At 59.0% G+C, this 15,180-nt stretch carries 29 protein-coding genes; all 29 read right to left on the bottom strand.

Annotated elements, in window-relative coordinates; genetic code table 11:
• On the bottom strand, positions 1 to 978 hold the full coding sequence (locus GCT13_RS40245) for a DNA-directed RNA polymerase subunit alpha (RefSeq protein WP_087736424.1): 978 nt from the start codon (positions 976 to 978) through the stop codon (positions 1 to 3).
• A 124-nt stretch (positions 979 to 1,102) separates the two neighbouring features.
• Complete coding sequence (gene rpsD / locus GCT13_RS40240) at positions 1,103 to 1,726, bottom strand: 30S ribosomal protein S4 (RefSeq protein WP_087736423.1); 624 nt, start codon at positions 1,724 to 1,726, stop codon at positions 1,103 to 1,105.
• Positions 1,727 to 1,872: 146 nt separating this feature from the next.
• Positions 1,873 to 2,277, bottom strand: a complete 405-nt coding sequence (gene rpsK, locus GCT13_RS40235; RefSeq protein ID WP_006052224.1) for a 30S ribosomal protein S11 — start codon at positions 2,275 to 2,277, stop codon at positions 1,873 to 1,875.
• A gap of 28 nt (positions 2,278 to 2,305) precedes the next feature.
• Positions 2,306 to 2,671 (bottom strand): 30S ribosomal protein S13, encoded by a 366-nt coding sequence (gene rpsM, locus GCT13_RS40230; protein ID WP_087736422.1) that lies wholly within the window; start codon positions 2,669 to 2,671, stop codon positions 2,306 to 2,308.
• Between the two features lie 41 nt (positions 2,672 to 2,712).
• A complete protein-coding gene (gene rpmJ / locus GCT13_RS40225; protein WP_004199844.1) occupies positions 2,713 to 2,829 on the bottom strand; it encodes a 50S ribosomal protein L36 in 117 nt (38 codons plus the stop codon).
• A 20-nt stretch (positions 2,830 to 2,849) separates the two neighbouring features.
• The gene (gene infA / locus GCT13_RS40220) at positions 2,850 to 3,068 is read right to left on the bottom strand and encodes a translation initiation factor IF-1 (protein WP_004521905.1); all 219 of its coding nucleotides are present in this window, start codon (positions 3,066 to 3,068) and stop codon (positions 2,850 to 2,852) included.
• 8 nt (positions 3,069 to 3,076) lie between these two features.
• Positions 3,077 to 4,423: a preprotein translocase subunit SecY gene (secY, locus tag GCT13_RS40215; protein WP_152767452.1), complete on the bottom strand. Its 1,347-nt coding sequence runs from the start codon at positions 4,421 to 4,423 to the stop codon at positions 3,077 to 3,079.
• Positions 4,424 to 4,469: 46 nt separating this feature from the next.
• Positions 4,470 to 4,904, bottom strand: coding sequence for a 50S ribosomal protein L15 (gene rplO / locus GCT13_RS40210; protein WP_087736420.1), 435 nt, complete (start codon positions 4,902 to 4,904; stop codon positions 4,470 to 4,472).
• A 30-nt stretch (positions 4,905 to 4,934) separates the two neighbouring features.
• The gene (gene rpmD / locus GCT13_RS40205) at positions 4,935 to 5,117 is read right to left on the bottom strand and encodes a 50S ribosomal protein L30 (protein ID WP_004202755.1); all 183 of its coding nucleotides are present in this window, start codon (positions 5,115 to 5,117) and stop codon (positions 4,935 to 4,937) included.
• A 10-nt stretch (positions 5,118 to 5,127) separates the two neighbouring features.
• Complete coding sequence (gene rpsE / locus GCT13_RS40200; protein ID WP_013696378.1) at positions 5,128 to 5,646, bottom strand: 30S ribosomal protein S5; 519 nt, start codon at positions 5,644 to 5,646, stop codon at positions 5,128 to 5,130.
• Between the two features lie 14 nt (positions 5,647 to 5,660).
• Positions 5,661 to 6,026 carry a 50S ribosomal protein L18 gene (gene rplR, locus GCT13_RS40195; RefSeq protein ID WP_087736419.1) on the bottom strand — a complete coding sequence of 122 codons (366 nt, stop codon included), beginning with the start codon at positions 6,024 to 6,026 and terminating at the stop codon, positions 5,661 to 5,663.
• 12 nt (positions 6,027 to 6,038) lie between these two features.
• Positions 6,039 to 6,569 (bottom strand): 50S ribosomal protein L6, encoded by a 531-nt coding sequence (gene rplF / locus GCT13_RS40190; RefSeq protein ID WP_152767451.1) that lies wholly within the window; start codon positions 6,567 to 6,569, stop codon positions 6,039 to 6,041.
• Between the two features lie 19 nt (positions 6,570 to 6,588).
• Positions 6,589 to 6,984 carry a 30S ribosomal protein S8 gene (rpsH, locus tag GCT13_RS40185; protein ID WP_087736417.1) on the bottom strand — a complete coding sequence of 132 codons (396 nt, stop codon included), beginning with the start codon at positions 6,982 to 6,984 and terminating at the stop codon, positions 6,589 to 6,591.
• A gap of 14 nt (positions 6,985 to 6,998) precedes the next feature.
• Positions 6,999 to 7,304 (bottom strand): 30S ribosomal protein S14, encoded by a 306-nt coding sequence (rpsN, locus tag GCT13_RS40180; protein ID WP_087736416.1) that lies wholly within the window; start codon positions 7,302 to 7,304, stop codon positions 6,999 to 7,001.
• Between the two features lie 7 nt (positions 7,305 to 7,311).
• Positions 7,312 to 7,851 (bottom strand): 50S ribosomal protein L5, encoded by a 540-nt coding sequence (gene rplE / locus GCT13_RS40175; protein WP_152767450.1) that lies wholly within the window; start codon positions 7,849 to 7,851, stop codon positions 7,312 to 7,314.
• A gap of 13 nt (positions 7,852 to 7,864) precedes the next feature.
• Positions 7,865 to 8,173, bottom strand: a complete 309-nt coding sequence (gene rplX / locus GCT13_RS40170; protein WP_152767449.1) for a 50S ribosomal protein L24 — start codon at positions 8,171 to 8,173, stop codon at positions 7,865 to 7,867.
• 9 nt (positions 8,174 to 8,182) lie between these two features.
• The gene (gene rplN / locus GCT13_RS40165; RefSeq protein WP_012402188.1) at positions 8,183 to 8,551 is read right to left on the bottom strand and encodes a 50S ribosomal protein L14; all 369 of its coding nucleotides are present in this window, start codon (positions 8,549 to 8,551) and stop codon (positions 8,183 to 8,185) included.
• A 292-nt stretch (positions 8,552 to 8,843) separates the two neighbouring features.
• Positions 8,844 to 9,116, bottom strand: coding sequence for a 30S ribosomal protein S17 (gene rpsQ / locus GCT13_RS40160; RefSeq protein WP_087736414.1), 273 nt, complete (start codon positions 9,114 to 9,116; stop codon positions 8,844 to 8,846).
• The gene (rpmC, locus tag GCT13_RS40155; protein ID WP_007180130.1) at positions 9,113 to 9,307 is read right to left on the bottom strand and encodes a 50S ribosomal protein L29; all 195 of its coding nucleotides are present in this window, start codon (positions 9,305 to 9,307) and stop codon (positions 9,113 to 9,115) included. Before rpmC ends, rpsQ begins: the two co-directional genes overlap by 4 nt.
• A 10-nt stretch (positions 9,308 to 9,317) precedes the next feature.
• Entirely contained in the window at positions 9,318 to 9,734 is a 417-nt protein-coding gene (gene rplP, locus GCT13_RS40150; RefSeq protein ID WP_012402192.1) for a 50S ribosomal protein L16, read from the bottom strand.
• A 2-nt stretch (positions 9,735 to 9,736) separates the two neighbouring features.
• Complete coding sequence (gene rpsC / locus GCT13_RS40145) at positions 9,737 to 10,531, bottom strand: 30S ribosomal protein S3 (RefSeq protein WP_087736413.1); 795 nt, start codon at positions 10,529 to 10,531, stop codon at positions 9,737 to 9,739.
• Positions 10,532 to 10,542: 11 nt separating this feature from the next.
• On the bottom strand, positions 10,543 to 10,872 hold the full coding sequence (gene rplV / locus GCT13_RS40140) for a 50S ribosomal protein L22 (RefSeq protein WP_004199272.1): 330 nt from the start codon (positions 10,870 to 10,872) through the stop codon (positions 10,543 to 10,545).
• 12 nt (positions 10,873 to 10,884) lie between these two features.
• Positions 10,885 to 11,160, bottom strand: a complete 276-nt coding sequence (gene rpsS, locus GCT13_RS40135; protein WP_006998484.1) for a 30S ribosomal protein S19 — start codon at positions 11,158 to 11,160, stop codon at positions 10,885 to 10,887.
• Positions 11,161 to 11,170: 10 nt separating this feature from the next.
• Positions 11,171 to 11,998 (bottom strand): 50S ribosomal protein L2, encoded by an 828-nt coding sequence (gene rplB, locus GCT13_RS40130; RefSeq protein ID WP_012402194.1) that lies wholly within the window; start codon positions 11,996 to 11,998, stop codon positions 11,171 to 11,173.
• A 2-nt stretch (positions 11,999 to 12,000) separates the two neighbouring features.
• Positions 12,001 to 12,315 carry a 50S ribosomal protein L23 gene (gene rplW / locus GCT13_RS40125; RefSeq protein WP_007730525.1) on the bottom strand — a complete coding sequence of 105 codons (315 nt, stop codon included), beginning with the start codon at positions 12,313 to 12,315 and terminating at the stop codon, positions 12,001 to 12,003.
• Positions 12,312 to 12,932, bottom strand: a complete 621-nt coding sequence (gene rplD, locus GCT13_RS40120) for a 50S ribosomal protein L4 (RefSeq protein ID WP_087736410.1) — start codon at positions 12,930 to 12,932, stop codon at positions 12,312 to 12,314. Before rplD ends, rplW begins: the two co-directional genes overlap by 4 nt.
• On the bottom strand, positions 12,932 to 13,591 hold the full coding sequence (rplC, locus tag GCT13_RS40115; RefSeq protein ID WP_152767448.1) for a 50S ribosomal protein L3: 660 nt from the start codon (positions 13,589 to 13,591) through the stop codon (positions 12,932 to 12,934). Before rplC ends, rplD begins: the two co-directional genes overlap by 1 nt.
• 188 nt (positions 13,592 to 13,779) lie before the next feature.
• Positions 13,780 to 14,040 (bottom strand): 30S ribosomal protein S10, encoded by a 261-nt coding sequence (gene rpsJ / locus GCT13_RS40110; protein WP_321574937.1) that lies wholly within the window; start codon positions 14,038 to 14,040, stop codon positions 13,780 to 13,782.
• Positions 14,041 to 15,180 (bottom strand): elongation factor Tu (tuf, locus tag GCT13_RS40105; RefSeq protein WP_152767447.1); only part of this gene is annotated, 1,140 nt, incomplete at its 5' end.

Here is a 15,180-nt window from a genome sequence, read left to right as displayed (position 1 = left end):
TTACTTATCGAGACCAGCCGGCGGCCAGTTTTCGAGCTTCATGCCGAGCGTCAGACCGCGCGAAGCGAGCACTTCCTTGATCTCGTTCAGCGACTTGCGGCCCAGATTCGGCGTCTTCAGCAGCTCGTTTTCCGTGCGCTGGATCAGGTCGCCGATGTAGTAGATGTTCTCGGCTTTCAGGCAGTTCGCCGAGCGAACCGTCAGTTCGAGATCATCGACCGGGCGCAGCAGGATTGGATCGATCTGCGGTGCGCGCGACGGTGCTTCTGCCGCGGCTTCCGTACCTTCCAGTGCTGCGAACACCGACAGCTGATCAACCAGAATACGCGCCGATTGCCGAATCGCTTCTTCCGGCGAGATCACGCCGTTGGTTTCGATGTTCATCACGAGCTTGTCGAGGTCGGTACGCTGTTCGACACGCGCGCTTTCCACGGCGTAGCTCACGCGGCGAACCGGCGAGAACGACGCGTCCAGCACGATGCGGCCAATGATCTTGGCCGATTCTTCGCCGTAGCGACGCACGTTGCCCGGCACGTAACCACGGCCTTTTTCGACCTTGATCTGCACGTCAAGCTTGCCGCCTTTCGACAGATGCGCGATCACGTGATCCGGGTTCATCACCTCGCAGTCGTGGGCGAGTTCGATGTCGCCAGCGGTAACAACGCCTTCACCTTCCTTGCGCAGCGTAACCGTCACTTCGTCACGGTTATGCAGCTTGAACACCACGCCCTTCAGGTTCAATAACAGGTTGACCACGTCCTCTTGCACACCATCGAGCGTCGAGTATTCATGCACGACGCCTGCAATCGTCACTTCTGTCGGCGCGTAGCCAACCATCGACGACAGCAACACGCGCCGAAGCGCGTTACCCAAGGTGTGGCCATAACCGCGTTCAAACGGTTCCATGACCACTTTCGCGTGGCTTTCGCCAAGCGATTCAACTGCGATAATCTTGGGCTTCAACAAACTGGTTTGCATAGGTTTTCCTTTTCAATACCCTCGGCTCGTTACACCGATAAGGCTGACCGGTAACAACCTGAAAATAAACAGCCGAGGCGCCCCCTTGCCTAACGCAATCCGGGAACCTCGGCCGTTAATCCGATTACCGCGAATACAATTCGACGATCAGGCTTTCGTTGATGTCGCCAGCGATATCGCTGCGTTCCGGCATTTGCTTGAACGTACCTTCGAACTTCTTCGAATCGACGGCAACCCAGCTCGGCAGGCCACCTTGTTCGGCGAGCGACAGCGCTTCGAGAATACGAGCCTGCTTCTTGGCCTGTTCGCGCACGGAGATTACATCGCCAGCCTTCACTTGCAGCGACGGGATGTTCGCGACGACGCCGTTCACCGTGATTGCCTTGTGGCTCACGAGCTGACGTGCTTCTGCGCGCGTCGAGCCGAAGCCCATGCGATACACGACGTTGTCCAGACGCGACTCGAGCAGTTGCAGCAGGGTTTCACCCGTGTTGCCCTTGCGGCGATCGGCTTCAGCGAAATAACGGCGGAACTGGCGCTCGAGCACACCGTAGATGCGCTTCACCTTTTGCTTTTCGCGCAACTGCGTGCCGTAGTCGGACGTACGCGCGCCCGAGGTGCGGCCATGTTGACCCGGCTTGCTGTCAAGCTTGCACTTGTCAGCGAGCGAACGACGGGCGCTCTTCAGGAAGAGATCGGTGCCTTCACGGCGAGACAGCTTGGCTTTAGGGCCGATATAGCGTGCCACTTTGCATTCCTTCTATGATTGATCACGTGAACATTCATTCACGCTAGTCCGAACCCTTTGGGTCGAACGGTGGGCTTAGTCAATTCAATAACGCAAGCAGCCTGCTACCGCCTTTAGCGGCAACAGGCGCAAGCAATGCAAGCGTCTTAGATACGACGACGCTTCGGCGGACGGCAGCCGTTGTGCGGGACGGGCGTCACGTCGGAGATCGCGGTGATCTTGATGCCAAGACCATGCAGCGCGCGCACCGCGGACTCACGGCCAGGGCCGGGGCCCTTGATCCGCACTTCGAGGTTCTTCACGCCGTATTCCATCGCCACGCGGCCAGCCGACTCAGCGGCAACTTGAGCTGCAAACGGGGTCGACTTACGCGAACCCTTGAAGCCCTGACCACCCGACGTTGCCCAAGCCAATGCATTGCCTTGACGATCGGTGATCGTGATGATGGTGTTGTTGAACGACGCGTGAACGTGAACCACGCCCTCGGCGACGTTCTTCTTGACCTTCTTGCGAACGCGTTGCGCCGCGGAGTTGTTCGAAGCCTTAGCCATTACGTTTTCCTGTAACTGTCAGTCTCGCTTACTTCTTCAGCGCTTGCGCTGCACGACGCGGACCCTTGCGCGTACGCGCATTCGTACGCGTGCGCTGGCCGCGCAGGGGCAGGCCCTTACGATGGCGCACGCCACGGTAGCAACCGAGGTCCATCAGGCGCTTGATGTTCATCGTCGTTTCACGGCGCAGATCGCCTTCAACGATGAACTTGCCGACTTCTTCACGCAGCTTTTCGAGGTCTGCGTCGGTCAGGTCCTTAACCTTCTTCGAAAATTCCACACCAGCAGCAACGCAAATGTTGCGCGAGCGCGTGCGACCGATACCATAAATTGCCGTCAGGCCGATTTCGGTATGCTGGTGGTTCGGGATGTTAACCCCTGCGATACGAGCCATTGTTTTTCCTCAAACAAAAAGCGCAAACAAAAGCGCGGCGTTCAGCCTTGACGCTGCTTGTGGCGCGGATCAGAGCTGCAAATCACGCGAACGACGCCCTTGCGCTTGATGATCTTGCAATTGCGGCAAATGCGCTTAACCGATGCCATCACTTTCATGATATTACCCTTTTTTCAAATCACTTCGCCCGGAACACGATCCGCGCACGCGACAGATCGTAAGGCGTCAATTCAACCGTCACCTTGTCGCCCGGCAGAATACGGATGTAGTGCATCCGCATCTTGCCGGATATGTGTCCCAATACGACATGGCCGTTTTCCAGCTTCACCCTGAAGGTGGCGTTTGGCAGGTTTTCGATTACTTCACCCTGCATCTGGATTACATCGTCTTTGGCCATAAGTCCTTTCAACGCATCGGGACGCCGCCGCCTTTGAAATTGGCTTTCTTCAGCAGCGATTCATACTGTTGCGACATAACGTACGACTGCACCTGCGCCATGAAGTCCATTGTGACGACGACAATGATCAGCAGCGACGTTCCACCAAAATAAAACGGCACATTCCACCGCAGCACCAGAAACTCGGGCAGCAAGCAAACGAACACGATGTAGATCGCACCGGCCAACGTCAGACGCGTCAGAATGCGATCGATATAGCGCGCCGTCTGGTCTCCCGGACGAATGCCCGGGACGAATGCACCGCTCTTTTTCAGGTTGTCGGCCGTCTCTCTGCTGTTGAACACCAGCGCGGTGTAGAAGAAGCAGAAGAACACGATCGCCAACGCGTACAGCAACACGTACACCGGCTGACCGGGCTTGAGCGCTTCGGCCACATTGTGCAGCGTGTCTGCGAACCAGCCGGTTCGCGATCCGGAACTGAACCAGTTCAGGATGGTTGCCGGGAACAGGATGATCGACGACGCGAAGATCGGCGGAATCACGCCCGACATGTTCAACTTCAACGGCAGATGCGACGACTGTCCGCCGTAAATCTTGTTGCCGACTTGCCGTTTCGCGTAGTTCACAAGAATCTTGCGCTGGCCGCGTTCGATGAACACCACCAGATACGTCACAGCTGCAATCAGCGCGACCACGATAATCGCCGAGATGATGCTCATCGAGCCGGTACGAACCAGTTCGAAGAGACCACCAATCGCGTTCGGGAAACCCGCCGCGATGCCGCCGAAAATGATGATCGAAATGCCGTTGCCCAGACCACGTTCCGTGATTTGCTCACCGAGCCACATCAGGAACATCGTGCCGGTCACGAGCGTCACAACCGTCGTCAGCCGGAAGACCATGCCAGGATCGATCACCAGTGCCGGCTGATTCTCCAGCGCGACAGCGATGCCAAAAGCCTGGAACGTCGCCAGAACCACCGTGAAGACACGCGTGTACTGTGTAATCTTCCGTTGACCTGCCTGCCCTTCCTTCTTCAGCGCTTCGAGCTGCGGCGAGACGATCGCCAGCAACTGCATGATGATCGACGCCGAGATATACGGCATGATCCCAAGCGCAAAAATCGTGAACCGCGAAAGTGCGCCACCCGAGAACATGTTGAACATGCCAAGGATGCCGCCCGACTGGCTTTGGAACAGCTTTGCCAGTTGGTCCGGGTCAATGCCCGGCACCGGAATGTGCGCGCCAACACGGTAGACGACCAGCGCCAGCAGCAGGAACACTGCACGCCGGCGCAGATCGCCAAACTTCGCCGCGCTTCGACCGGGTTTTGCGAGACTCGGGCTGTTAGCCAAGTACCTTCTCCGATGCAAATGCTAGTGACGGCAATCGACTTGCACGTTACTCGGCGAAAGAACCGCCAGCTGCTTCAATCGCAGCGCGCGCGCCCTTCGTCGCAGACAGACCTTTCACGACGATCTTGCGCTTCAGCTCGCCCGTCGCGATGATCTTGGCGCTCGTCATCATCTCGCCAATCAGACCGGCTTGCTTCAGTGCCAACAGATCGATTTCGTCGACCGGCAGCTTTTCCAGGTCACCGAGGCGCACTTCACCGACGAATTCCTTCGTCAGCGAGGTAAAGCCACGCTTCGGCAGACGGCGTTGCAGCGGCATCTGACCGCCTTCGAAGCCGACCTTGTGGAAGCCACCCGAACGCGACTTCTGACCCTTGTGACCACGGCCAGCGGTCTTGCCGAGGCCGGAGCCGATGCCGCGACCAACGCGACGCTTTGCGTGCTTCGCGCCTTCAGCCGGCTTCAGGTTATTCAATTCCATTATCAACTCCTTGAGTGCCCGAACGGCCGCTTAGCCGATGACCTTAACGAGGTACGAAACCTTGTTGATCATGCCACGCACAGCCGGCGTGTCCTGCAGCTCGCTAACCGAGTTCAGGCGGCGCAGGCCAAGACCGCGCACTGTTGCGCGGTGCGATTCGCGGGTCCCAATCAGGCTCTTGACGAGCTGAACCTTGACAGTTTTTTCAGACATGGTGACCACCTTAGCCCAGAATTTCTTCGACGGACTTACCACGCTTCGCCGCGATGTCAGCCGGGGTCGACTGCTTGCGCAGACCGTCCAGCGTCGCACGGACGAGGTTGTACGGGTTCGTCGAACCGTGGCTCTTGGCCACAACGTTTTGCACGCCCATCACGTCGAACACTGCGCGCATCGGGCCGCCAGCGATCACGCCGGTACCGCCCTTCGCCGGAGCGAGGAGAACCGTCGATGCGCCGTGCTTGCCGTGCACTTCGTGTTGCAGCGTGCCGTTCTTGAGCGGCACCTTGAACATGTTGCGGCGGGCTTGTTCCATTGCCTTCTGAACGGCAACCGGCACTTCCTTCGCCTTGCCCTTGCCCATGCCGACGCGACCATCACCGTCGCCAACCACGGTCAGTGCGGCGAAGCCGAGAATACGGCCACCTTTCACGACCTTGGTCACGCGGTTGACCGAAATCATCTTTTCGCGAAGGCCGTCGTCGCGTTCGTCAGCCTGAACTTTCGCTTGCATCTTTGCCATGACGAATTCCTTCCTTAGAACTTGAGCCCGGCTTCGCGCGCCGCATCAGCCAGCGCCTTCACGCGGCCGTGGTAACGGAAACCTGAGCGGTCAAAGGCGACGGATTCGATGCCGGCAGCCTTAGCCTTTTCTGCGATGCGCTTGCCGATCAGGGTTGCAGCGGCAACGTTGCCACCCTTGCCCGACTTGTCGGCGAGCTGCGCACGCACTTCGGCTTCGAGCGTCGATGCGCTGGCGAGCACCTTGGTGCCGCACGGCGAGAACACTTGCGCATAGATGTGCGTATTCGTGCGATGCACGGCCAGACGCGCGACTTGCAGCTCAGCGATCTTGAGACGCGTCTGACGAGCGCGGCGCAGGCGAGATTGAGTCTTATCCATGATTGCGCACCCTTACTTCTTCTTCGTTTCTTTGAGGATCACAACCTCGTTGGCATAGCGCACGCCCTTGCCCTTGTAGGGCTCCGGCGGACGGTAGCCGCGCACTTCTGCAGCGACCTGGCCAACTTTCTGCTTGTCGATCCCCTTGATCACGATTTCCGTTTGCGACGGGGTTTCAGCCTTGACGCCTTCCGGCATCTGGTGCACCACCGGGTGCGAGAAACCCAGCGACAGGTTCAGCTTGTCGCCTTGCGCTTGCGCACGATAACCAACGCCAACCAGCGTCAGCTTGCGCTCGAAACCCTTCGTCACGCCTTGCACCATGTTCGCGACCAGCGCGCGCATCGTGCCCGACATCGCATTTGCTTCGCGGCTTTCGTCAACCGGCTCGAACTTCAGCGTGCCGTTGTCGTTCACCACCTTCACCAGGCGATTCGCGCCTTGCGAAATCGTGCCCAGCGGGCCCTTGACGGTAATGCGCTCGTCGCTCAGGGCCACTTCTGCGCCTTGCAGCGCGATCGGGCTTTTACCTACTCGAGACATGTTTCTTCTCCCTTCGGCTTTAAGCGACGTAGCAGATGACTTCGCCGCCGACGCCAGTAGCGCGCGCCTTACGGTCGGTCATCACACCCTTCGGCGTCGATACGATCGCAACGCCCAAGCCATTCATGACCTGTGGGATTTCGTTACGGCCGCGGTACACGCGCAGGCCAGGCTTCGAAACGCGCTCGAGGCGCTCGATAACCGGACGGCCAGCGTAGTACTTCAACGCGATGTTCAATTCCGATTTCGCACCTTCGGACTTCACTGCGAAATCGTCGATATAGCCTTCATCCTTCAGGACTTGCGCGATCGCAACCTTGACTTTCGACGAGGGCATCGTCACCGAAACCTTCTCGACCATCTGCGCATTGCGGATGCGAGTCAGCATATCGGCGATAGGATCACTCATGCTCATTTACGTTTCTCCTATTACCAGCTCGCCTTGGTCAGGCCAGGGATCTCGCCGCGGAACGCGATTTCACGAATCTTGTTACGCGCCAGCCCGAATTTGCGGAACGTGCCGCGCGGACGACCGGTGATCGCGCAACGATTGCGCTTACGGGTCGGGTTCGAATTGCGCGGCAGTTGCTGCAGCTCGAGACGAGCCGCATAGCGCTCTTCTTCCGACTTGCTTTGGTCGTCGATGATTGCCTTCAGCGCAGCACGCTTCGGAGCGTACTTGGCAGCCAGGCGCGCACGCTTCTTTTCACGTTCGATCAGTGCCAGTTTAGCCACGGTAACCTCAGTTTCTGAACGGGAACTTGAAGCTGGCGAGCAGTGCCTTTGCTTCGTCGTCAGTCTTCGCAGTCGTCGTGATGCTGATGTTCAGCCCACGCAGCGCGTCGATTTTGTCGTAGTCGATTTCGGGGAAAATGATCTGCTCTTTCACACCGATGTTGTAGTTGCCGCGACCGTCGAATGCACGGCCCGACACGCCACGGAAGTCACGCACACGCGGGAGCGCAACCGTCACGAAACGGTCCAGGAATTCGTACATCGCGCGGCCACGCAGCGTGACCATTGCGCCGATCGGATAACCCTGACGGATCTTGAAGCCCGCGATTGCCTTGCGCGCCTTCGTGATCACCGGCTTCTGGCCCGCGATCTTCGTCAGATCGCCAACGGCGTTCTCGATGATCTTCTTGTCGGCGACGGCTTCGCCAAGACCCATATTCAGGGTGATCTTGGTGATGCGCGGCACTTCCATCACGGATTTGTAACCGAACTTCTCGATCAGGCCGGGAACAACCTTCTCTTTATAAAATTCTTGCAAACGTGCCATTTTTTACTCCGCGTCAGGCGCTCAGCACAGCACCAGTCGTCTTCAGGAAACGGACCTTCTTGTCTCCCTCGACCTTGATGCCGACACGCGACGGCTTGCCGTTCGCGTCGACCAGCGCGACGTTCGAAATGTGCAGCGGCATTGCCTTCGCTTCCACGCCGCCCGTCGTACCCTTCATCGGGTTCGGCTTCACATGCTTCTTGGCGATATTGAGGCCTTCGACGGTCACACGGTCCTCGCCAACAGCCAGCACGACGCCGCGCTTGCCCTTGTCTTTGCCGGTGATGACGACGACTTCGTCACCCTTGCGAATCTTGTTCATCTCGGCTCCTTACAGCACTTCCGGCGCGAGCGAAACGATCTTCATGAAGCGTTCGCTGCGCAGCTCACGCGTGACCGGCCCGAAGATGCGGGTGCCGATAGGCTCGAGCTTGGTATTCAAAAGCACGGCGGCGTTGCCGTCGAACTTGATCAGCGAGCCGTCTTGACGGCGAACGCCCTTGGCGGTGCGAACCACCACGGCGTTGTAGATTTCGCCTTTCTTCACGCGCCCGCGCGGCGTTGCCTCTTTGACGCTCACCTTGATGATGTCGCCGATGTTGGCATAACGACGCTTCGAGCCGCCGAGCACCTTGATGCACATGACTTCACGTGCACCCGTGTTGTCGGCCACTTCGAGCCGAGTTTCGGTCTGGATCATGGTTTATCTTTCCCAACTTAATCCGATTGCACCACCATGATGCATTCGGTCAGTCTTGGTCCCGTCAGCCAATCGGCTGCTTGGGTTAGAACAGCAGCGACGGCAAACGAAACCCGCCATCGCAATCCGGTGAATCTGCCGACATGAACTGACGTCCACATCGCTTCCCCCACCTACAACTTCGCCCGCGATGGGGCTCCCACAAAGAGGGAAGACCGAGATTATAACAAATAATCTCGGTCTTGCAAGCGAAATCTACTGCGATTTCAACTACTTCTTTTGCTCAGCCGCTTTAGATGACGCGAGCGGCTTCGACCAGACGCGACACCGTCCAAGCCTTCGTCTTCGAGATCGGACGAGTTTCCTGGATTTCAACGAGGTCGCCCTCGTTGTAAGTGTTCGCCTCGTCGTGAGCGTGGTACTTCTTCGAACGTACGACATACTTGCCGTAGATCGGGTGCTTCACACGGTGCTCGACCAGCACGGTAACCGTCTTGTCCATCTTGTTGCTGACGACCTTGCCGACCAGCGTCCGCTTGAGCGAGGTTTTTACGCTATCGTTCATTTCTGGTTCGCCTTCTCAGTCAGGACGGTCCGCACACGTGCGATGTCGCGGCGAACCTTCTTCAGCTGGCTCGTGTTCGTGAGCTGCTGGGTCGCGAGTTGCATGCGCAGGCCGAATTGCGCCTTCAACAGGTCCGACAGCTCTTTGTTGAGCGCGGCCTGATCTTTCTGGTGAAGTTCTGAAGCCTTCATCATTCACTCCTTAGGCGCCGAGCTGACGAACCATGAACGTCGTCTTCAGCGGCAGCTTGGCTGCAGCCAGACGGAACGCTTCACGCGCCAGTTCTTCGGACACACCGTCCATTTCGTACAGCATCTTGCCCGGTTGAATCTCGGCGACGTAGTACTCAGGGTTACCTTTACCGTTACCCATACGCACTTCAGCCGGCTTTTGCGAGATCGGCTTGTCCGGGAAAATGCGAATCCAGATGCGGCCGCCGCGCTTGATGTGACGCGTCATTGCACGACGCGCTGCTTCAATCTGACGCGCGGTCAGGCGGCCGCGACCGATAGCCTTCAGACCGTATTCACCGAACGACACCGCGTTACCACGCGTTGCGACGCCAGTGTTACGACCCTTCTGCTCTTTGCGATACTTCCTGCGTTTCGGTTGCAGCATCGTTATTCTCCAGTCTTACCGTCGCCGGCACCGCCGCGGCGCGGACCGCCACGGCGAGCACCTGCCGGTGCACCTTCACCATCGCGACGCGGGCGACGGTCACCCGGACGTGCATTGCGGCGCGGACGCTTTTCTTCGGCGACTTCTTCCACCACCGGAGCGTCATTGCGACCGAGCGTATCGCCCTTGTAGACCCACACCTTCACGCCGATGATGCCGTACGTCGTCTTCGCTTCGGAGGTCGCGTAGTCGATGTCCGCACGCAGCGTGTGCAACGGGACGCGGCCTTCGCGATACCACTCGGTACGAGCGATTTCGATACCGTTCAGACGGCCTGCGCTCATGATCTTGATGCCCTGAGCACCGAGACGCATTGCGTTTTGCATCGCACGCTTCATCGCGCGGCGGAACATGATCCGGCGCTCGAGCTGTTGCGTGATCGAATCGGCGATCAGTTGTGCGTCGGTTTCCGGCTTGCGGATTTCTTCGATGTTGACGTGAACCGGAACGCCCATGCGCTTCTGCAGTTCCGACTTCAACAGTTCGATGTCTTCGCCCTTCTTGCCGATCACAACACCCGGACGCGAGCTGAAAATCGTGATACGCGCATTCTTTGCAGGACGCTCGATCACGACGCGGCCGACGGACGCGTTCTTCAGCTTCTTCTTCAGGTATTCACGAACACCGATGTCTTCCTGCAACATCGCCGCGAAATTGTTGTTGTTCGCGTACCAACGCGACGCCCAATTACGGCTGACGGCCAAACGGAAGCCAGTCGGATGAATTTTCTGTCCCATCGTATGACCCCTTAATTCCCGACCGTCACAGTGATGTGACAGGATTGCTTCTCAATGCGGTTGCCGCGGCCCTTGGCGCGCGCGGTGAAACGCTTGAGCGACGCTGCCTTGTCGACGTAGATGCTCTTGATCTTGAGCTCGTCGATATCAGCACCTTCGTTGTGCTCCGCATTCGCGATCGCCGACAGCACGACCTTCTTCACGATGCCAGCCGCCTTCTTCGGCGAGAACGTCAGAACGTTCAGCGCCTTGTCGACCGGCAAACCGCGGATCTGGTCAGCCACAAGGCGCGTCTTCTGCGCCGAGATGCGGGCACCGCGATGAATTGCTTTCACTTCCATCTTGATTGCCCCTTATTTCTTGGCCTTCTTGTCGGCCGCGTGACCCTTGAACGTACGGGTCAGTGCGAACTCGCCAAGCTTGTGGCCGACCATGTTTTCCGTGACATACACCGGAACGTGTTGACGGCCGTTGTGAACGGCGATCGTCAGACCGATAAAGTCCGGCAGGATCGTCGAGCGACGCGACCAGGTCTTGATTGGCTTCTTGTCGCGCGATGCTGCAGCCGCCTCAACTTTCTTCAGCAAATGGGCGTCGCAGAACGGACCTTTTTTAATAGAACGTGCCATTGCCTACTCCTTAACGCTTGTGACGGCGCTGGACGATCATGCTCGTCGTGCGCTTGTTGCTACGGGTGCGATAGCCCTTCGTCGGCGTGCCCCACGGGCTCACCGGATCGCGACCTGCAGCCGTCTTGCCTTCACCACCACCATGCGGGTGATCGACCGGGTTCATTGCAACGCCGCGCACCGTCGGGCGGATACCGCGCCAGCGGTTCGCGCCAGCCTTACCGATTTGACGGAGGCTATGCTCTTCGTTGCCCACTTCACCGATCGTCGCGCGGCACTCGATGTGAACGCGGCGGATTTCGCCCGAACGCAGACGAACCTGCGCGTAGGTGCCTTCACGAGCCAGCAGCATCGCCGACGTGCCAGCCGAGCGCGCCATTTGCGCGCCCTTGCCCGGCAGCATTTCGATGCAGTGAATCGTCGTACCGACCGGGATGTTGCGGATCGGCAGCGTGTTGCCTGCGCGGATCGGCGCTTCCGAACCCGACATCAGTTGCTGGCCGACCGTCACGCCCTTCGGAGCGATGATGTAGCGGCGCTCGCCGTCTGCGTACACGACCAGCGCGATGTTCGCGCTACGGTTCGGATCGTACTCGAGGCGTTCGACCTTCGCGGGAATGCCATCCTTCGTGCGACGGAAGTCGACGATACGATAGTGATGCTTGTGACCACCACCCTTGTGACGCGTGGTGATGTGGCCGTTGTTGTTACGGCCGGCGGTCGAACTCTGCGTGTCGAGCAGCGGCGCGTACGGCTTGCCCTTGTGCAGATCCTTGTTGACCACCTTGACCATCGCACGGCGACCCGGCGAAGTCGGCTTAACTTTCACGATTGCCATGATTACTTGGCCTCCGCTTCAAAGTTGATTTCCTGGCCGGGCTTCAGGCAGACATACGCCTTCTTCACGTCCTTGCGCTTGCCCATGAAGCGACCAAAGCGCTTGGCTTTGCCCTTCTGGACCAGCACGTTGACGGAATTGACTTCCACCTTGAACAGCAGCTCGACAGCAGCTTTCACTTCCTGCTTCGTAGCGTCCGGCGCAACTTCGAACACGACTTGCTCGTTCTTGTCAGCCACCAGCGTCGCCTTTTCGGAGATCACCGGCGCGAGCAGAACTTGCATCAAACGATGATCGTTTTTGCGAACTTCGCTCATGACAGCAACTCCTCGATCTGGGCGACCGCAGCCTTCGTGATCAGCACTTTCTTGAAGTAGATCAGTGACAGCGGGTCGGCGTAACGCGGCTCGACAACCGCCACATGGGCCAGGTTGCGCGACGCGAGGTACAGGTTTTCGTCAACCGTGTCGGTGATGACCAGCACGGAATCGAGACCCATAGCCTTGAACTTTTCGGCCAGCAGCTTCGTCTTCGGCGCCTCGAGCGTCAGCTCGTCGACAACCGCGATGCGGCCTTCGCGGGCCAGCTGCGAGAAGATCGAGCAGAGACCTGCGCGATGCATCTTCTTGTTGACCTTGTGCGAGAAATTTTCTTCCGGCGAGTTCGGGAAAATGCGACCACCGCCACGCCACAACGGGCTCGACGACATACCGGCACGAGCACGGCCCGTGCCCTTCTGACGCCACGGCTTCTTCGTCGTGTGCTTGACCTGCTCGCGGTCCTTCTGAGCGCGGTTGCCGCTACGTGCGTTCGCCTGGTAAGCAACGACGATCTGGTGAATCAGCGCTTCGTTGTAGTCACGGCCGAACACGACGTCCGACGCGCTGACAGCTGCGCCTTCCTGACCATTTGCATTCAGGAGCTTAAGTTCCATTATTTCGCTCCTTTCGCGGCACGCGCCTTCACGGCCGGCGTCACGAAAACCTTGCCGCCCTTCGCACCCGGAACGGCACCCTTGACCAGCAGCAGCTTGCGATCGGCGTCGATACGAGCGATTTCGAGGTTTTGCACCGTCACCGTCTCGTCACCCATGTGACCGGTCATGCGCTTACCCGGGAAAACACGACCCGGATCCTGCGCCATACCGATCGAGCCCGGCACGTTGTGCGAACGCGAGTTACCGTGCGACGCACGGCCCGAAGCGAAGTTGTAACGCTTGATGGTACCGGCGTAGCCCTTACCAATCGAGGTGCCTTGCACGTCGACCTTCTGGCCAACTTCGAAGAGATCCACACCGATCACGGCGCCGTTCGACAGCTCGGCAGCCTTGGTGGCGTCGATTTGGAATTCCTTGAGGATTTCACCGGCTTGAACACCGGCTTTGGCGAGATGACCTGCCAGCGGCTTCGTCACGCGCGATGCACGGCGCGTACCGAAGGCAACCTGAACGGCCGTGTAGCCGTCGGTTTCAACAGTCTTGATCTGCGTCACGCGGTTGTCGGACACGTCCAGCACGGTGACGGGAATCGAATCCCCTTCAGCCGTGAAGATACGGGTCATGCCAACCTTGCGACCTACGAGTCCAAGGCTCATCGTTTTCTCCATTCCCGACTGCGATTGGTCGGGGCTAATTTACAAAATGCCGCGTGCTCCAGAGGCGAACCACGACGGCTTTTTTACGCAAATGCGCGAAAAGCCTAGCATTGTAGCAAGGCTTTTCCTTTTCCGCAAGCAATCAAAGACTTAGCGACATCCGATGATCCAGATGCCGCGTGAAACCTTTACTGCAGCTTGATTTCGACGTCCACGCCAGCCGGCAGATCCAGCTTCATCAGCGCGTCGACGGTCTTGTCCGTCGGATCAATGATGTCCATCAGGCGTTGGTGCGTGCGGATTTCGAGCTGATCGCGCGACGTCTTGTTGACGTGCGGCGAACGCAGGATGTCGAAACGCTGGATACGGGTCGGCAACGGCACCGGACCACGAACGATTGCGCCAGTCCGCTTTGCCGTGTCGACGATTTCAGCTGCCGATTGGTCGATTTACTCGATGATCTTGGCAACGACACCGGCGCCGACGGTACGGCCACCTTCGCGGATGGCGAAGCGCAGACCTTCTTCCATCGCGATCGGCGCGATCAGCTTGACCGTGATCGACACGTTGTCGCCCGGCATCACCATTTCCTTGTCCTTCGGCAGCTCGATCGAGCCCGTCACGTCCGTCGTACGGAAGTAGAACTGCGGACGGTAGTTGTTGAAGAACGGCGTGTGACGGCCGCCTTCGTCCTTGCTCAGCACGTACACCTCTGCCGTGAAGTGCGTGTGCGGCGTGATCGAACCCGGCTTGGCCAGCACCTGGCCACGCTCCACGTCTTCACGCTTCGTGCCGCGCAGCAGGATACCGACGTTGTCGCCTGCCTGACCCTGGTCGAGCAGCTTGCGGAACATTTCCACGCCCGTGCAGGTCGTCTTCACCGTCGGCTTGATACCGACGATCTCGATTTCCTCGCCGACCTTGATCACGCCACGCTCGACGCGACCCGTCACCACCGTGCCGCGACCCGAGATCGAGAACACGTCTTCCACCGGCATCAGGAACGCACCGTCCACCGCGCGCTCCGGCGTCGGGATGTACGTGTCCAGCGCGTCGGCCAGGTTCATGATCGCCACTTCGCCCAGCTCGCCCTTGTCGCCTTCCAGCGCCAGCTTCGCCGAACCCTTGATGATCGGCGTGTCGTCGCCCGGGAAGTCGTACTTCGACAGCAGCTCGCGCACTTCCATTTCGACCAGCTCGAGCAGCTCGGCGTCGTCGACCATGTCGCACTTGTTCAGGAACACGATGATGTAGGGCACGCCGACCTGACGCGCCAGCAGGATGTGCTCACGCGTTTGCGGCATCGGACCGTCAGCGGCCGAGCACACCAGGATGGCGCCGTCCATCTGCGCGGCGCCCGTGATCATGTTCTTCACGTAGTCAGCGTGGCCCGGGCAGTCGACGTGTGCGTAGTGGCGGTTCGCCGTTTCGTACTCGACGTGTGCCGTGTTGATCGTGATGCCGCGCGCCTTTTCTTCCGGCGCCGCGTCGATCTGGTCGTAGGCCTTTGCTTCACCGCCGAACTTTGCGGTCAGCACCGTCGTGATCGCCGCCGTCAGCGTGGTCTTGCCGTGGTCAACGTGACCGAT

Source organism: Paraburkholderia franconis (assembly GCF_009362735.1).
Classification (GTDB): Bacteria; Pseudomonadota; Gammaproteobacteria; order Burkholderiales; family Burkholderiaceae; genus Paraburkholderia; species Paraburkholderia franconis.
Note: the sequence above shows the minus strand (reverse complement) of the source record. Positions and strands in the feature narration are given on the sequence as shown.

Bases quoted from the DNA above. Each gene is read 5' to 3' on its own strand.
- GCT13_RS40245 (WP_087736424.1), bottom strand. From the start codon at position 978: ATGCAAACCAGTTTGTTGAAGCCCAAGATTATCGCAGTTGAATCGCTT.
- rpsK (WP_006052224.1), bottom strand. From the start codon at position 2,277: ATGGCTAAGGCTTCGAACAACTCCGCGGCGCAACGCGTTCGCAAGAAG.
- rpsM (WP_087736422.1), bottom strand. From the start codon at position 2,671: ATGGCTCGTATCGCAGGGGTTAACATCCCGAACCACCAGCATACCGAA.
- rpmJ (WP_004199844.1), bottom strand. From the start codon at position 2,829: ATGAAAGTGATGGCATCGGTTAAGCGCATTTGCCGCAATTGCAAGATC.
- infA (WP_004521905.1), bottom strand. From the start codon at position 3,068: ATGGCCAAAGACGATGTAATCCAGATGCAGGGTGAAGTAATCGAAAAC.
- rplO (WP_087736420.1), bottom strand. From the start codon at position 4,904: ATGGAATTGAATAACCTGAAGCCGGCTGAAGGCGCGAAGCACGCAAAG.
- rpmD (WP_004202755.1), bottom strand. From the start codon at position 5,117: ATGTCTGAAAAAACTGTCAAGGTTCAGCTCGTCAAGAGCCTGATTGGG.
- rpsE (WP_013696378.1), bottom strand. From the start codon at position 5,646: ATGGCAAAGATGCAAGCGAAAGTTCAGGCTGACGAACGCGACGACGGC.
- rplR (WP_087736419.1), bottom strand. From the start codon at position 6,026: ATGGATAAGACTCAATCTCGCCTGCGCCGCGCTCGTCAGACGCGTCTC.
- rplF (WP_152767451.1), bottom strand. From the start codon at position 6,569: ATGTCTCGAGTAGGTAAAAGCCCGATCGCGCTGCAAGGCGCAGAAGTG.
- rpsH (WP_087736417.1), bottom strand. From the start codon at position 6,984: ATGAGCATGAGTGATCCTATCGCCGATATGCTGACTCGCATCCGCAAT.
- rplE (WP_152767450.1), bottom strand. From the start codon at position 7,851: ATGGCACGTTTGCAAGAATTTTATAAAGAGAAGGTTGTTCCCGGCCTG.
- rplX (WP_152767449.1), bottom strand. From the start codon at position 8,173: ATGAACAAGATTCGCAAGGGTGACGAAGTCGTCGTCATCACCGGCAAA.
- rplN (WP_012402188.1), bottom strand. From the start codon at position 8,551: ATGATCCAGACCGAAACTCGGCTCGAAGTGGCCGACAACACGGGTGCA.
- rpsQ (WP_087736414.1), bottom strand. From the start codon at position 9,116: ATGAACGATAGCGTAAAAACCTCGCTCAAGCGGACGCTGGTCGGCAAG.
- rpmC (WP_007180130.1), bottom strand. From the start codon at position 9,307: ATGAAGGCTTCAGAACTTCACCAGAAAGATCAGGCCGCGCTCAACAAA.
- rplP (WP_012402192.1), bottom strand. From the start codon at position 9,734: ATGCTGCAACCGAAACGCAGGAAGTATCGCAAAGAGCAGAAGGGTCGT.
- rpsC (WP_087736413.1), bottom strand. From the start codon at position 10,531: ATGGGACAGAAAATTCATCCGACTGGCTTCCGTTTGGCCGTCAGCCGT.
- rplV (WP_004199272.1), bottom strand. From the start codon at position 10,872: ATGGAAGTGAAAGCAATTCATCGCGGTGCCCGCATCTCGGCGCAGAAG.
- rpsS (WP_006998484.1), bottom strand. From the start codon at position 11,160: ATGGCACGTTCTATTAAAAAAGGTCCGTTCTGCGACGCCCATTTGCTG.
- rplB (WP_012402194.1), bottom strand. From the start codon at position 11,998: ATGGCAATCGTGAAAGTTAAGCCGACTTCGCCGGGTCGCCGTGCGATG.
- rplW (WP_007730525.1), bottom strand. From the start codon at position 12,315: ATGAGCGAAGTTCGCAAAAACGATCATCGTTTGATGCAAGTTCTGCTC.
- rplD (WP_087736410.1), bottom strand. From the start codon at position 12,932: ATGGAACTTAAGCTCCTGAATGCAAATGGTCAGGAAGGCGCAGCTGTC.
- rplC (WP_152767448.1), bottom strand. From the start codon at position 13,591: ATGAGCCTTGGACTCGTAGGTCGCAAGGTTGGCATGACCCGTATCTTC.